At 39.9% G+C, this 16,660-nt stretch carries 11 protein-coding genes; 9 read left to right on the forward strand and 2 right to left on the reverse strand.

Going from position 1 to position 16,660, the window contains the following annotated elements:
* Positions 1-23: 23 nt before the first annotated feature.
* Complete coding sequence (locus SanaruYs_RS12015) at positions 24-1,094, reverse strand: hypothetical protein (RefSeq protein ID WP_127122804.1); 1,071 nt, start codon at positions 1,092-1,094, stop codon at positions 24-26.
* 155 nt (positions 1,095-1,249) lie between these two features.
* On the opposite strand from SanaruYs_RS12015, the gene proS reads away from it, so the two are divergent.
* From proS to SanaruYs_RS12040, 5 genes are all read left to right on the forward strand, one after another.
* Entirely contained in the window at positions 1,250-2,728 is a 1,479-nt protein-coding gene (gene proS / locus SanaruYs_RS12020; protein ID WP_127122805.1) for a proline--tRNA ligase, read from the forward strand.
* Between the two features lie 4 nt (positions 2,729-2,732).
* Complete coding sequence (locus SanaruYs_RS12025; protein WP_127122806.1) at positions 2,733-3,140, forward strand: DoxX family protein; 408 nt, start codon at positions 2,733-2,735, stop codon at positions 3,138-3,140.
* Between the two features lie 248 nt (positions 3,141-3,388).
* Positions 3,389-4,222: an alpha/beta fold hydrolase gene (locus tag SanaruYs_RS12030; RefSeq protein WP_127122807.1), complete on the forward strand. Its 834-nt coding sequence runs from the start codon at positions 3,389-3,391 to the stop codon at positions 4,220-4,222.
* Positions 4,219-4,728 carry an RNA polymerase sigma factor gene (locus tag SanaruYs_RS12035; RefSeq protein ID WP_127122808.1) on the forward strand — a complete coding sequence of 170 codons (510 nt, stop codon included), beginning with the start codon at positions 4,219-4,221 and terminating at the stop codon, positions 4,726-4,728. The genes SanaruYs_RS12030 and SanaruYs_RS12035 overlap by 4 nt, the downstream gene beginning before the upstream one ends.
* Complete coding sequence (locus SanaruYs_RS12040; protein ID WP_127122809.1) at positions 4,706-5,308, forward strand: hypothetical protein; 603 nt, start codon at positions 4,706-4,708, stop codon at positions 5,306-5,308. Before SanaruYs_RS12035 ends, SanaruYs_RS12040 begins: the two co-directional genes overlap by 23 nt.
* A gap of 241 nt (positions 5,309-5,549) precedes the next feature.
* Here the strand turns inward: SanaruYs_RS12040 and SanaruYs_RS12045 are convergent, their stop codons facing one another.
* Entirely contained in the window at positions 5,550-7,034 is a 1,485-nt protein-coding gene (locus SanaruYs_RS12045; protein ID WP_127122810.1) for a M28 family peptidase, read from the reverse strand.
* 214 nt (positions 7,035-7,248) lie between these two features.
* On the opposite strand from SanaruYs_RS12045, the gene gcvP reads away from it, so the two are divergent.
* From gcvP to SanaruYs_RS12065, 4 genes are all read left to right on the forward strand, one after another.
* Positions 7,249-10,125 (forward strand): aminomethyl-transferring glycine dehydrogenase, encoded by a 2,877-nt coding sequence (gcvP, locus tag SanaruYs_RS12050; RefSeq protein ID WP_127122811.1) that lies wholly within the window; start codon positions 7,249-7,251, stop codon positions 10,123-10,125.
* Between the two features lies 1 nt (position 10,126).
* Positions 10,127-10,639, forward strand: a complete 513-nt coding sequence (locus SanaruYs_RS12055; RefSeq protein WP_127122812.1) for a hypothetical protein — start codon at positions 10,127-10,129, stop codon at positions 10,637-10,639.
* 114 nt (positions 10,640-10,753) lie between these two features.
* Complete coding sequence (locus tag SanaruYs_RS12060) at positions 10,754-14,530, forward strand: CHAT domain-containing tetratricopeptide repeat protein (protein WP_127122813.1); 3,777 nt, start codon at positions 10,754-10,756, stop codon at positions 14,528-14,530.
* Between the two features lie 95 nt (positions 14,531-14,625).
* A complete protein-coding gene (locus SanaruYs_RS12065) occupies positions 14,626-16,650 on the forward strand; it encodes an OmpA family protein (RefSeq protein WP_127122814.1) in 2,025 nt (674 codons plus the stop codon).
* Positions 16,651-16,660 lie beyond the last annotated feature (10 nt).

Genomic DNA, 16,660 nt, shown 5'->3' on the forward strand with positions numbered 1-16,660 from the left:
ATAAATTGAGTTGATGTCTAAATTTAGTTACCTCCCCTTGATGATCTAGAAGGACTGCCACCCCCTGAAGAACTCCTAGAAGGAGCGCTATAAGAAGGACTGCTTGAACGTTGCGCTGGCGCAGAATATGTTTGACGTTGCTGCGCTGGTGCTGTATTATTATAGTCTCTATTTCCTCCGTTATAAACTCTGTTTTGAGGTGTGTTATGCGCATTAGTTCCAGCAGGTTGTTGTGTAACGCGTCTCCATTGTGGTGTGTAATACTCTGTTTGTGTTGACCTGGTTGATTGTCTAAAATTGCCACCTGATGTCACATTGGAATTATTGTCGCGAGAATAAGAAGCAACACGTGTGCTTCTTTGGTTATCAGAAGTAATGGCTGTGTTTTGTCCTCTAGAACTACGCTTGCCATATACAGCACCTCTGTTTCCATTGTCAATAATGATAACACGGTTACTATAGAAACTATTTCCGTAGTAGGGATTGCCGCCCCAACCCCACATTGAATTGCCCCACATCATGTTGTTGTAAGGATTACCCCAACCATAGTTCCAGTTATTGCCCCATGCATAGTTAAAGGAAACTGACCAGCCAGAACGGAAAGCAGGATTACACCATGGATTTGGATTATAACCCATTAAAAAGGGATCGTTGAACGGTGAATAGTAAGGACTGTTCCATCCATTAATCTGAGGTGAAAAGAAACTATTATGATAAAGAGGAGCAGCATTCCAAGCATTGAAATTATTATTAAAATTGTCAAAATTATTGGCAGGGGCGTACTGATAATTCTCAATGAAATAATCTTGCTCCTCGGCAGCTACCATTTCTGACTGCGACCTTGCGATAAACTCAGGATTAGTTATGTTTGATTGACTAGGTACTGCTTGTTTTGTATTGATAGGATAGTCAAATCGTAATTGCTTTTCTCCACGTGCTACAGCCTGTGCGTTTTGTTCTTGCGCAGCATTCTCCTTCTGCTTATTAAGTTTAGCACGATCATTCTTTCTGAAATACATATCGTCATGCTCAACCTGTGCGAATATGCCAGTAGAGCAGATCATTAAGCCAGCAAAAATTATATATGTTTTCATATGTCGCGAGGTTTATACTATTTAAACGAAAAACAAGTACAAAAGTGTTCCGAAGTTACGAAATTTTAATGGCATTTTAATGCCTTATTGTTTAACCTCGGTTCAGTAAAGTAGGTGTGCAAAACTTATATTTGCAGCTCTTTTATAACAAAAATATGGCAAAAGGAATTCCAACACGCAGCGAAGATTACTCACAATGGTACATTGAATTGGTTAAACAAGCAGATTTGGCCGAAAATTCTGATGTTCGAGGTTGTATGGTAATTAAGCCCTACGGGTACAGTATTTGGGAGAAAATGCAACAGGCACTTGACAAAATGTTTAAAGACACTGGTCACGTAAATGCTTACTTCCCTCTTTTTGTACCCAAGAGCATGTTTGAGGCTGAGGAGAAAAATGCAGAGGGCTTTGCTAAGGAATGTGCTATCGTAACACATTACCGCTTAAAGGCTGATCCTGATAACAAAGGCAAACTCATTGTAGATCCAAATGCAAAGCTCGAGGAAGAATTGGTAGTTCGTCCTACTAGTGAAGCGATTATCTGGAGTACCTATAAAAAATGGATTCAGTCGTACCGCGATTTACCCATTTTAATAAACCAGTGGGCTAACGTTGTGCGTTGGGAAATGCGCACCAGGTTATTCTTACGTACAGCAGAATTTTTATGGCAGGAAGGACACACTGCACACGCTACTAAACAGGAGGCCATTAAAGAAACAGAGCAAATGCTGGATGTCTACGCCACTTTTGCAGAAGAGTTTATGGCCATGCCCGTAGTAAAAGGAAAAAAATCAGAGAATGAGCGTTTCCCTGGTGCTTTAGATACCTATTGTATTGAAGCCATGATGCAAGACGGAAAAGCGTTGCAGGCAGGAACCTCTCATTTTTTGGGTCAGAATTTTGCGAAAGCATTTGATGTAAAGTTTTCTAACAAAGAAGGTAAGCTGGAAGAAGTGTGGGGCACCAGTTGGGGTGTTAGCACACGCTTGATGGGTGCACTTATTATGGCGCATTCAGATGATGACGGTTTAATTATTCCACCTAAGTTGGCACCAATACATGTTGTGATTGTGCCGATTTTTAAGAGCGATGAAGAGTTTGCACGCATCAGCGAGAAAGCCGAAGGCATTGCCAAAGAATTGCGTAAGCAAGGCTTCTCAGTTAAGTATGACAACCGCGATACACAAAAGCCAGGCTTTAAGTTTGCAGAATGGGAATTGAAAGGTGTGCCTGTGCGCATAGCCATCGGCCCACGCGACTTAGAAAATGGAACAGTTGAAGTAGCCAGACGCGATACGAAAGAGAAGCAGGTGATGAAGATGGATGATATTACTTCATCAATCCCTACACTGCTTGATGATATTCAAAAGAATATTTATCAGCGGGCATTAAAATTCAAAACTGAAATGACAACGCGTGTAGATACTTACGATGAATTTAAAAAAGTTTTAGATGAGAAAGGTGGTTTTGTTGCTGCCCATTGGGATGGTACTGCAGAGACAGAACAAAAAATTAAAGGGGAAACTAAAGCTACTATACGATGCATACCTTTAGATGCAGCGGTTGAAGAAGGTAAATGTATTTATTCAGGCAAACCTTCAAACAGAAGAGTTTTGTTTGCTATCGCTTACTAATTATATGGGATTGTTTTCGACACAAATAAAAGATAATGCTGTTCACTTTGCCTTGTTGTTGCTAAGACTTTCAACGGGTATACTCATGATGCCGCATGGCTATGGCAAGCTTATGCACTATGCAGAACGCAAGGATAAGTTCATGAATTTTATGGGGCTGGGCAGTGCCTTTTCATTGGCGCTGGTGATCTTTGCTGAATTCTTTTGCTCGGCTTTACTGGCAGCGGGCTTACTTACACGCCTGGTGTTGATGCCACTTATTGTAACTGCACTTGTTATTGTTTTTAAAGCACATGGTGGCGAAATTTTTGGTGATGCCGAAACAGGTTTTCTTTACCTGGTTAGTTATGTGGCGATCTTTATAACAGGGCCAGGTAAATACAGTGCGGATAAACTATTGTTAAAAAAGTAAAACGAGATTTTAATAAAGAATCGAAACAGGCTACCCCAGGGCGGCCTGTTTCTGTTTTTAGCCTATCAGACGAAAAGACGGATTAGAAATCCATTATATGAAGATTTAACTGGGGCAGCGCTAACAGGTTGAGCAGCATAATTTCAACGATATTATAGCCCAAGTGCTGTACGGCAATAATTTTTTTTTGAATTCAGGTGTAATAATTCGAGCCAATCTGTATCTGAGTGTTAAAAAATTAGAAAGCCATGAAAAAATTAGTGATTTGCCTGTTATTGCTCTGTTCTGTTTCAGCCTTTGCCCAAAATCCAGCTATTAAGATTGAAAAATCCGGTAAAGGAACGCCTGTTTTGTTTCTTCCTGGTTTTATAACCCCCGGTTCGATGTGGACCGAAACAGCCAACAACCTGAAGGGTAAATATGAAACACACTTTGTTTCGTATGCCGGATTTAATGGTATTGCGCCCATAGCCATGCCGTGGTACAGCACCATTAAAAAAGAATTAGTAGAATACATAAAAGTCAATAAGCTTAAGCGATTGATTTTGATTGGGCACAGCATGGGCGGTAACCTTGCAGTGGATTTGGCGGCTGAGTTAGGTGATGTGGTAGAAAAGGTAATTATAGTTGACGCCCTTGCCTGTATGCGTGAAGTAATGATGCCCGGTGTACCTGCAGAATCATTACAATACGAGAGCCCATACAATAAGCAAATGTTAGAAATGGGTGCTGATGCGTTTGCACAAACAGCCACTATGATGGGACAAGGCATGACGTCTGTAACAGAAAAGCAGGAGTTAATTAAATCGTGGATTTTGGAAGCAGACCGTAAAACTTATGTTTTTGGTTACACCGATTTATTAAAACTTGATCTTCGTCCTACACTTACACAGGTTAAAGTGCCAGTGCTTATTTTAGGTGCACCATTCCCCACAAAAGAAATAGTGTTGCCAAATTATGAAAAGCAATATGCAAACCTTGCCAATAAAAAACTTGAGATTGCACCTGGCGGAAGACACTACATCATGTATGATCAACCGGAGTGGCTTTATATCCAGATGAACACTTTCTTAGCACAATGAGTAGCACGCGTGAGTCAACATTTCATAACCTGCACAGTCAGTACCATGCCATGGTGTTGACTTTGTGCAGGGGTTTTATGAAGGGCGATTTAGCGCTGGCTCACGATCTTGTTCAAGATATTTTTATCAATATTTGGAATGCCTTACCTGAATACAGGGGAGAGGCTTCTTACAAAACCTGGATCTATCGCATCACAGTAAACACTTGTCTACTGCAGATACGCAGGGATAAAAACAAACAACGATTACCCTTAGAGAAAGTCACGCATATAGTTGAAGCTGATAATACTAACCAAACCAACGAGCATGAAAAGATACTTTATTCCGCTATCGGTCAGCTTGAGGAGGTAGAAAGACTGATTATCATAATGGTATTAGAAGAGGAAGAATACGAGGAGATAGCGAGAATTATTGGTGTTACTGAAAATAACCTGCGGGTAAGAATTCATCGGATTAAAGGGAAACTGAAAACATTAATTGAAAATGAAAGAAAAAGACTTGGATGAGCTTACTGCACTCTGGCAAAAGGCTAAGACCAATGCCAGACAAAGCTCGTTAGATGTTACTGCTGTCCGCAAGGCAGGAGAGTCGCGAAAAAAAAGCACCCTGCTTGCACACTATGGTAACGCTGCTGTGCTTTCAGGAACGGTAGCCGTGCTTGTGTTTTTTTTCTACTATCTGTATAATTTTCAGGATACACTTAGCATCATTGGCTATAACCTGATGATTGGAGGCTTAGTACTGAGAATCATTATTGAGTTTTTTAGTGTGTGGCGTTCTACTAAAATTAAGTTTTCAGATACAACAACAACTTCCCTTCAATATTTATTATCCTTTCTTGAATTCAGAAAACGTATTCATGGACCTGTTACCATCGCAATATTCATAGCGTACTTTATAGGTTTCTACATACTTACCCCAGAGTTTAGCCGATATATCTCTCTTAAGTGGTTAGTGATATTCGATGTGTCAGCCTTATTTATTGCTGTAATGCTGATGTATTTTATCCGCAGGGGAATAAGGCAGGAGATGGAACACCTGGAAAATATGATAAGCATACACAGGAATTTGGTTAATAAAGATTAGTAGAAAATATTTCGAAGTGACTATGATATATTTATGTTCTTGTCTCAGTCGTTTGAATTGCAAGAAATATTCGATGATTTTAAAAAGAGTTATCTGATCACTATTAAGTGTTTTGCACACACTGTGTTTCTAAATCGAATATTTTTAGGATTAACTTTCATCATTGTTTTAACTGTATTACTACATAACAAAACAGGCCACCATCCGGCAGCCTGTTTTATTATTGATATGTAACGAGTTACTATTTTTTATCAACTACTAGTCTATTATCGCGGTTGGCAATTTCCCAGGCAGTGTAGAAAACTAATTCTGCCCGCTGCTTAAGTAAATCGAATTCAATTTTATCTACTTCATCGCTAGGCTTGTGGTAGTCTTCGTGTATACCATCAAAATAGAAAATGATTGGAATATTGTTTTTAGCAAAGTTCCAATGGTCGCTGCGGTAGTAAATTCTATCAGGGTGATCTTCTGCATTGTAAGTGTAATCGAAAGCCAATTTAGTGTAGGTCTTGTTAGTGCTCTCACTCAAATTATGTAGTTCAGTAGATAGGCGATCAGAACCGATCATATAAACATAAGGTGCGCTGTCCTTGTGTTGTGGATCTGAACGACCGATCATGTCAATGTTTAAGTTAACAACAGTGTTGGCTAAAGGATAAATAGGATTTTTAGTGTAATAATCAGAACCTAATAAACCTTTCTCTTCACCAGTTACAGTCATAAACAAGATACTTCTGCGTGGGCCCTTACCATCTTTCTTGGCTTCTGTAAAAGCTTTCGCCAATTGCATAACGGCAACAGTTCCTGATCCATCGTCATCTGCACCATTGTTAATGCGATCACCATCACCGGAAGGTAACATACCAATGTGATCGTAGTGAGAAGTGATAACAACGATCTCATCTTTCTTATCTGTTCCCTCTAAATAACCTAAAACATTAGAAGTCTTTAAAGGATTGAAAGTTTGAGCAATTGAGAAGGAAATGCTAGACGGTTTTACCTTGGCAACTTTCTTGTCAGCAATAGCTTTTTTCAACTTATCAGCAGAAGTTTTAAATAACTTTTCACTAGTAGCTGGTGACGCAATGAACATACCCATGTTAGCCGATGCTTTGTTAGATATACTCAAACGTCCACTGGAGAATCGTTTTAACATACCCGATAGCTGGTTGAATTCTTCTTGTTTATCTGAAAACGCCACTACTAGAGTCACTCCCTTTTCACGAAGGCTTGTAATGGTGGTGTTGCTGCGCAAAGAAGCATTAGCGTCTAGTAAAATAGCCACTGCTTTACCTTTTATGTCTAGGCCTTTAAGGTCCTCTTCAGAACCCTTGCCAGCAAAAACAAGGTCAAGTGTTTCAATACCTTTAGATTCGCCAGAACCATAGTAGGTGTAATCTTCAAATTCCTTCAATTCACCTGCCTGACTTTTCACCATAATTTTAGGTGCTCCTGTAGTGTATAGTTCTACCGGTTGTTGGTATCCACCATTTACAGGCGCAACAAGTCCTAATTCTTCAAAGTGAGCGCTGATAAAGGCTGCAGCCATTTTTTGGCCTCTTTTACCTGTTTCGCGACCTTCCATGGCGTCTGAGGCCAGAATAGTAAGGTTTTCTTTAAGGTCAACGGTAGTAATCAGTGCACCATATTTTTGTGCAACAGGGTCTTGGGCTTGTAAGCCAAGGCTTAAAATAAGGCCAAGTCCCAACAGATAGGTTCTTTTCATGTTTAATAGTCGGTTAAGGTTCAAAGATGCTCAGGTTTTACATTTTTTTAGGTTGATCAATCGTTTTTTATACGACTGGCAAAATCTTTTAAAATTATGACTTAAATCGTATGAACTCTCCTAACAGAATAAGGTTTTAGAAATTACCTTTGCGGCACTTTTACTGACCCTTGTGGGTTGGTGAAAGTGGATAACTTAAGAACTACCTAACAAAATGAAAATAGATTCAACGTATTCCGAAAAATTTGAAGGGCGTCATATTGCCCCAGATGCCACACAAACAGCTGAAATGCTGAAAGTTGTGAAGGCAGCTTCTTTAGACGAACTGATTGCTCAAACCGTGCCGGCTAATATCAGGCTGAAAAATCCATTGGCCTTACCTGCCGCACAGTCGGAATTTGAATTTTTGAAAAGCTTTAAAACACTTGCTTCAAAAAACAAGGTTTTTAAATCATATATCGGTACAGGGTATTATAACACAATTACCCCTGGTGTTATTCTCCGCAATATTTTGGAGAATCCAGGATGGTATACCGCCTATACACCTTATCAGGCAGAAATTGCTCAGGGTCGTTTAGAGGCGTTGATCAATTACCAGACGATGGTTATTGATTTGACTGGTATGCAAATAGCAAATGCTTCTTTATTAGATGAAGCAACAGCAGCCGCTGAAGCTATGCACTTGATGTATGCTTCACGTAAAGCTTCAAAGAAAAATGCCCATAAGTTTTTTGTTGATCAAAACAGTTTTCCACAAACTATTGATTTATTAAAAACACGTTCAGCACCCATTGGTGTTGAACTCGTAGTAGGTGACATTAATACTTTGGACGTCACAGATGCTAATTTGTTTGCTGTATTTGTACAAAACCCGAACAGTGATGGTGCCATTCACGACTACACATCATTTAATGCCGCTGCGCATGAGAAAGATGTATTTGTAGTAATGGCTGCTGATATTTTAAGTCTGGTACTTATGAAATCACCCGGTGAAATGGGTGCGGATGTTGTAGTAGGCTCAACACAGCGCTTTGGTGTTCCGATGGGCTTTGGTGGTCCGCATGCTGCGTACTTCGCTACTAAAGATGATTTCAAACGTCAGATGCCGGGTCGTATTATTGGCGCATCAATTGATGCATCCGGTAATCCAGGTTATCGCATGGCGTTGCAAACACGCGAACAACACATTCGCAGAGAGAAGGCAACTTCAAATATTTGTACTGCACAAGTATTGCTTTCGGTAATGGCTGGTATGTATGGTGTTTACCACGGCCCGGAAGGGTTGAAGAAAATTGCAGGACGTGTCCATGGTCTGACTAAAAATTTGGCAGCAGGTGTTGAAGCACTTGGTTACAAGCAAGTGAACGAAAATTATTTCGATACTTTAAAAATTGCTGTTGTTGATAAAAAAGTAATAGAGAAGGAAGCTGTTAAGCATGAAGTTAACCTTCGTTACCATGCTGATAATTTTGTAGGCATTTCTATTGACGAAACTACTTCGCAAAGTGATGTTGAAACCTTACTTCAGATTTTTGCAACAATTGCAGGTAAAACTGTAAGCACAAAAAATACAGCAGGAACGCTGGCCTGGCCGGCATCTTTAGTGCGTACTTCTGCCTTCATGACTCACCCTGTGTTCTCTTCGCATCATTCAGAACACGAAATGTTGCGTTACATCAAGCGCCTGGAGAATAAGGATTTGTCAATGGTGCATTCTATGATTTCATTAGGCTCTTGCACAATGAAGTTGAACGCTACTACAGAAATGATTCCAGTTACCTGGCCTGAGTTTGGTAACATTCATCCCTTTGCACCAGCTGACCAAACTTTAGGGTATCAGGAGTTGACAAACAATCTTGAAAACTGGTTGAAAGAAATCACTGGTTTTACGGGCGTATCCCTTCAGCCTAACAGCGGTGCGCAAGGTGAGTATGCCGGTTTAATGGTTATTCGTGCCTATCACCAAAATCGTGGTGATCACCACAGAAATATAGCTTTGATACCTTCATCTGCTCACGGCACTAACCCTGCCAGTGCAGTAATGGCTGGTATGGAAGTAGTGGTAACAAAATCTGATGAGGAAGGTAAAGTAGATGTAGCCGATTTAAAAGCAAAGGCTGAACAATACAAAGATCGTTTGTCATGTTTGATGGTAACGTATCCATCAACGCATGGGGTATTCGAAGAAGCGATTACAGAAATTTGTGAGATCATTCATCAGTGCGGTGGTCTTGTTTATATGGATGGCGCCAACATGAATGCGCAGGTAGGCTTAACATCACCGGCCAACATCGGTGCCGATGTTTGTCACCTGAATCTTCATAAGACATTCTGTATTCCTCATGGTGGGGGTGGACCTGGCATGGGCCCTATCTGCTGCAACGATAAACTAAAGGATTTTTTACCAGGTCATGCAGTGGTGAAGACTGGCGGCTCACAAGCCATCAGCGCTGTGTCTGCAGCACCCTGGGGTAGTGCCAGCATTCTGACCATATCATATGCTTACATTGCCATGATGGGTGGTGATGGCTTAACCAATGCAACCAAGTATGCGATTTTAAATGCAAACTATATTAAAGAGCGTTTAAATGGCCATTATAAAATTTTATACACAGGTACGAACGGTCGTGCAGCACACGAAATGATTGTGGACTGCCGCGACTTCAAAAAAGCAGGTGTAGAGGTTGAGGATATTGCCAAGCGTTTGATGGATTATGGATTCCATGCACCAACGGTATCTTTTCCGGTAGCAGGTACGTTAATGATAGAACCAACAGAGAGTGAGCCTAAAGAAGAGCTGGATCGTTTTGTGGATGCCTTGATCGAAATCAGAAATGAAATTAGTGAAATCGAAGAAGGCAAATACTCTAAAGAAGAAAATGTATTGAAACACGCTCCTCATACTGCCGCAGTAATTACAGCCGATGAGTGGACAAGACCTTACAGCAGACAAAAGGCAGCTTACCCGCTTGCGTTTGTAAAAGATATGAAGTTCTGGCCAAGTGTAAGTCGTGTAGATAATGCTTACGGTGACAGAAACTTAGTATGTAGCTGTTTGCCAATTGAAGAATATGCTAATGCAGAAGCATAACATGATAAATTCAACAATAAATAAGACAGAGCCATTTCCTTTTGGGAGATGGCTCTTGTTCTTTTTTCTGACTGCGTTATTATCAACGGTAGGCTACTCGCAACCCCGCAAGCAAGCTGTTTATCAGGGTTTCCCTTCTTTGGTTTGGCCTAAACTCTATAATATTCAATTTATACCGAGTGCCGAAGATTTTGAAGGTCTGGATAAACCGGTTTTTAATGATGTAGTAAAGGCATTAAATGGTAAAGAAATTACACTGCCTGGCTACATGGTGCCTTTTGAAGGTGGTGTACTTAAGTCAAATCATTTTATGTTATCCTCGCTACCAATCAATGTTTGTTTTTTTTGTGGTGGCGGTGGACCGGAGACGGTAATAGAAATTTTTTCTATAAATCAGATTAATTACACAGAGAAACCTGTAGAGTTTAAAGGCAAGTTATTTTTAAATGATAAAAACCCCGGTCAGATGATTTACGTACTGACCAGTGCTGAATTTTTGGGCGAAATTGAGTAATACCTTACGTAGGGTAAGTTACGCTACAGCAAATCAGGTATTGCATTGCTATTTTTTATTGCCGACCTTAGATGATTAACGAATCTGAAGAAGATTCATTATGCTTTAATCAATATGAGGTATCTCTACATACTATCTATTTTCTGTTTTGCACTTTTTGCAACTACTGTATTTGCTCAAGACTGGCAGTCAAGTTACAATTCGGCACTTCAAGCCTATAATAACGAGGATTACCAAAACTCCCTTAACTTCTCAATTAAAGCATATGAGCTGGTAAAAGGAAAAGATGCTAAAAATACGGCCTACACACTCCAACTGATTACGGCAAATTATTCAGCATTGGGCAATGCAAAGGAGGCGTTAAATTATGCTGAGGAAGAAGTGGCGGCTTTTTTACAATTGGAAGGTGAGCAAAGCAAGAATTACGCGGAGGCTTTACAAAAACAAATTTCTTTTCTGTTCACAGCCAATAAAACAGAGGAGGCTTATGCCAAAAGTATACTCACCTTAAAAACAATAGAAATCGTTTACGGTACTTCAAGCTATGAATACGCTGTATTACTAACGCTAGTCGGACAGATCAGCGCATCTAAAAAAGATTTTGTGCAAGCACAGGGACATTTTAATCAGGCGATAATCTTGCTGGAGAAAATACCTGAAGGTGGTGATGATTTAATTACAGTGTTACTTTTTTCAGCCGATCTTGACAGAGCAGGTGGTGCACCGCAACCAGCTGAACAGAAATATAAAAAGGTTTTAGCCATGCTGGAGCAAAATGACCTTAAAGAAGATCCTCGTTATCAGCAGGCAAAAACAAATCTTAATCAGTTGATGGTGGCTGGTACTAACACAAACGGCATTTCTTCGGTTGTGTCTGACGGTTCTCAGGATGCCAGATTATTGGCGCAAGCGCATTTAAAGCTGGCCATCGATTTTCAACAAAAAGGTGATGCATCTAAAGCAATTGAAAATTATACGATGGCAAAAAAAGCAGTTACTGATGGCGGCCTCGAAGATAAACTAGCCTTTTCGATTTATTTAAATGCAGGAAGGTATGCGCTGGAGAAAAGCATATTCGATGATGCGCAGCAAGATATTGCAAAAATAAAAGCGTTGAGTTCTAAATTATTCAGTGCTACAGATGTTGAGTATTGTGTTGCTAATCTTACAGAAGCAGATTATTTGCTGGAAACATCCCAAACAAATGAAGCGATCAGATCTTATACTGATATAATAAATAACTTAAAGCAGGCAACAAGTTTGCCGCCACCTGGTCTCTTACTTAATTCAGCAAAGCAATTACTTAATGCACATCAGCCTGCATTGGCACAACAGTTAATTTTTCCATTAACAACTGCCAAAGACCTGCAAGAGAAAAACTTGATCTCAATCAGCATTTTGTACAGCGAAGCACTGCAGCAAAATGGCCGAGCGCAAGATGCCATGCTCTATTTAAAAAAATTGATACAAACACCTGCTAACAATGTAGCAACTACATCTCAGATTCAGTTGGCTGAAATTCAAAGAAGATCCGGTTTGTGGAATGATGCCTTATCTACGCTAAAGGCCATTCAAATTCCAAAAGAGTCAATTCGGTTTTCTGGTGAAGTTGAGTTTCAAAAGGCGCGACTCTATCAGTTACTTGGACAATACCGGGAAGCAGAACAAGCTTATCGATTAGCAGTACAGCACAGTAAGTTAGCAGGCGATATTAATCTGTTGCACCAGATAAACAATTCATTGGCTACCTATTTTACCACCATTGGCAATTATGAAGCGGCTGAAAAATTATGTGAGGAATTGCTGGCAGATAAATCGCTTGATGAAGAATTCCGCGTTACTGTTTTTCAAAACCTTGCCACCATCTACCAACAAACATTACGTTTTGATCAGGCGCAGACCTTATTAGAACAGGTTGTAAGAGAAGATGCGAGTCGCTTAGGGGAGAATGACCCAGACTACGCACTATCACTACAAAACCTGGCCACTGTTTACCAACGAACAGGCGAAACCCAAAAGGCAGCGGATTTATATGCTAAAGCCTTAGCCATAGATGCTAAATCAGTAGGCAAAGAATCATTATCGTATGCCACAAAAGCGGCAAATCTGGGTGTAGTGCAGATGGAGATTGGTCTTATGGATAAGGCATTGCAAAATCTTCAAACAGCGCTATCTATTCGTGAACGTATTTTGGGCAATGAACACCCTGATTACGTTTTTAATGAATACAACATCGCTGTTTTGTATCAACGGCAGCAAAAGAATGAGCTCGCATTGCCCTTATATAATCATGTGTCAAAGTTCTACATTAATCAGATAAAAGAGTTATTCCCTGCTTTAAGTGAAAAGGAGAAGACTGCTTACTATAATAAAATAAGTGAAGTGATTCATGCCTACCTTGATTTTGTATTGGATCAGCAACAGCCAAGTGCCGCTCTGCTTTCCGATCTGCTTAATTTCAGGTTGGCTACAAAAGCTTTGCTACTCAATTCGTCAACCAAAATAAGGCAACAGATATTGGCCGGGGACGATCAAATATTGAAACAGCAATTTACTGAGTGGTTGCAAACAAAGGAGGCACTCGGCAAATGGTACACTCAAAATTTGGATGCGAGAAGTCTTAACAAAACATTGATCGAAAATTTGCAGCAACGTGCGAATGAACTAGAGAAACAAATGGGCAACAGGTCTTCCTTGTTTTTAAATTCCTCAACCAATGAGATAAGTACATGGCAACAGATAAATGCCAAGCTTCAACCAAATGAAGCAGCCATTGAAATGATACGTTTGCGCCTCAATTATAAAAACGACTCAGTTATATACGCAGCGTTGGTTATAAGGCCCGGATTGCAAGAACCTAAGCTAGTGCTTTTCCCCAACGGATTACAGATGGAGGATAAAGAATTTAAATACTACAGAAACGCCATTCGATTTAACTTATTAAATCAGCGCTCTTATAAAATGTTTTGGCAGCCGGTCGAGAAAGCATTGACAGGAGCAACCAATATTTATTTTTCGGCTGATGGTGTTTATAATAAAATCAACCTGGCCTCGCTTTACAATACAGATAAACAGCAATATTTGATAGATCAATATTCATTTGCACTGCTTAGTAATTTAAAAGAGTTAGGAGGTAGGGATCAGGTAAAAACATTAGCGAAACAAGCAACACTTCTTGGAGCTCCCGATTTTGGTGCGGCAGGTAAAGATGATACAAATGGAGCATCCAAGTTTCGCGCCATGGTGGGTATGGAATTTCAGGAGTTACCGGGCACAAAAGTAGAGGTTGAGAGAATCGCAACCCTACTCAACGCACAGCAGTGGAATGTAAAGCAATTGTTGGCGCAAGAGGCCACCGAGGAAAAACTGAAAAGTATCAAACATGTTGGTGTTTTGCATATCGCAACTCATGGCTTTTTTGTGGCAGACGGAGAGCAAGATGAAGAGGTAATGTTTACAGGCAATCCTGCTAATGCCTCAAGCAATCCATTGCTACGTTCCGGATTAATATTGACTGGTGCGGGTAAAGTCGCCAATACCACTGGCGCTACAGAAGATGGTATACTCACTGCTTATGAGGCCATGACTTTACCACTGGATAAGACCGATATAGTAATTTTATCTGCATGTGAGACCGGTCAAGGCGAAATAAGAAACGGAGAAGGGGTATATGGATTACAAAGGGCAATTATGCTGGCGGGCGCAAATCATCTATTAATGAGTTTGTGGAAGGTAGATGACAATGCAACACAAGAGCTAATGGAAGAATTTTATAAACAATGGATGCAAAGCAATGATATGATTCAGTCTTTTCGCAATGCACAGTTGTTAATTAAAAAGAAATACGAAATGCCCCAATATTGGGCAGGTTTTGTAATGGTTGGTATTTAAACTTTGATCTATGAAATGGCAATTAAATACTTTGCGGCCAACGCAAATGATTATTTGAGCCATTCCATGCGACCGTAACTAAAAATTATAAACACATGAAAAATAAGCTATTGCTTGTTACTCTTTTATTTTTTGCACAGTATTCATATTCTCAAACCATTCAGGAGCGGAAAGTGATTCCCGTGGTCAGTTCGGATAAGTATATGGAGTTTGCTCCGACCATTAGCGCAGATGGACGCACTTTGATTTTTGAGTCCGATCAAAATGCAAAGAAGGGATGGGAGCTAATGGAGAGTGTTCTGGATAGTGTTGGCAACTGGAGTACACCTGCTCCTATTAAATCTATTAATGAAAAGTGTGCTTTTCTGGCAGGTCCAAGCATTAGTTATGATGGTAACACCTTGTACTACACTGCTTTTATTGAAGGTATTTCACAGAGTGAAGATATTTACTACTCAAAAAGAATTAACGAAAAAGAATGGGGTGAACCCATTCGGCTTGAAGGACCTGTTAACACAGATGAAGAGTATGAAGGGTTTCCTTCCATTGCTGCAGATGGAAACACACTTTATTTTATTCGATTAAACAATGAAAATCCTTATGATAAAAAATCGAAGGAGAATTGTTTTACCATTTATGCATCTACCAAAAACATGGATGATACCTGGGGAGAACCTGAGGCTTTGCCCGCGGCTATCAACAGCGGTTGTGAACGAGATCCTAGGATTATGGCAGATAATCGCACACTTATTTTTTCTTCGGTACGCCTTGGCGGAAAGGGGAAGTACGATTTATTCCAATCGCGCAAACAAGCAGACGGTACATGGTCGGAAGCGGTTCCTTTAGATTTTATTAACTCAACAGATAATGACCAATCTCCTTGTATTGCAGCTTCGGGAGATGTTATGTATTTCTATAGTCAAAAAGATATTTATTCCATAGGTATTCCGATTGAGTACAGGCAATCAATCAACGTTACTGTTCATGGTATAATTAAAGATGCCTTAACAGGCCAATCTATAGTGGCGGAGGTAATTGTAAAAAATCAGAATACAGGTGAACAGTTTTCATCTTTTAGCAACGCAGTGAATGGTGAATACAATTTGGTGTTGAATGGTGGTCAGGCATATACCGTTGAATTTTTTAATGAAAATTATCTCGCACAGGTTATTGATTTTGATTTAACGAAACAGGAGAAGTTCGCAACCTTTAAACGAAACATTGATTTACAGAATACGTATCAACTTGATCTTTCAGTGTATGATAGTGATATAAAATCAGGTGTAGACGCATATGTCAGTGTTGTAAGCAGTAAAGGTGAATCTGTTTTTGCAGATACACTTCGTAAAGTTCCTGGTAAAGTGTTGCTTAACCTTAAAGCACCATTTGATTATGTAATTACGGCTACCGGAAAAAAATATCCGGAATCATCTAAGGTAACCTGGAAGTTTAGTTCAAGAACCACTAAGCCACTCATGGAGCAAGTCATGAACCTGAGTTATGAAAAGATTAAGATGACCACCGATGTGAGCAGTATTACTACAAAACAGAAAGTGAAGAAAACGATTTACTATAATAACGCTAATGTTGATGAGGTAATTATTGCAGAAGCCGGAGAGACAGTTTTACTAAGAAAGGGTGATCGTTATCAGGTTGTAACCAGCAGTGATAAAGGCTTTTTCTTTTCCTCAGTATCTATAATAGCAGGCGAGGGCGAATCAGACGGCATGGGCGGTTATAGATTGGCTATGCAGGTTATTCCTGTTGAAGTTGGAGCGCAATTAACATTGAAGAATATAACTTTTGCTTCCAATTCAGCTGAACTTGATAATTCATCTTACGTAGAACTTGATCGGGTGGTAGATTTTTTAAAAGTAAATCCCAATATCAGCATTGAGATAGCTGCGCATACTGATGATGTTGGTGCTGATGAGTATAATCTAAGACTATCTGAACGGAGGGCGTATACAGTGCTTCGTTATTTATCGACTAAAGGAGCAAGTGCGGGCAGACTCAAGCCAATAGGATTGGGAGAAAGCGTACCCAAACTCGCTAATACTAGTGAAGAGAATCGTATGGAAAACCGAAGAGTTGAACTAAAGATTTTGAAAATTTCTTAAGTATTTTTTA

Origin of the sequence: Chryseotalea sanaruensis, assembly GCF_003990915.1 — a bacterium.
Classification (GTDB): Bacteria; Bacteroidota; Bacteroidia; order Cytophagales; family Cyclobacteriaceae; genus Chryseotalea; species Chryseotalea sanaruensis.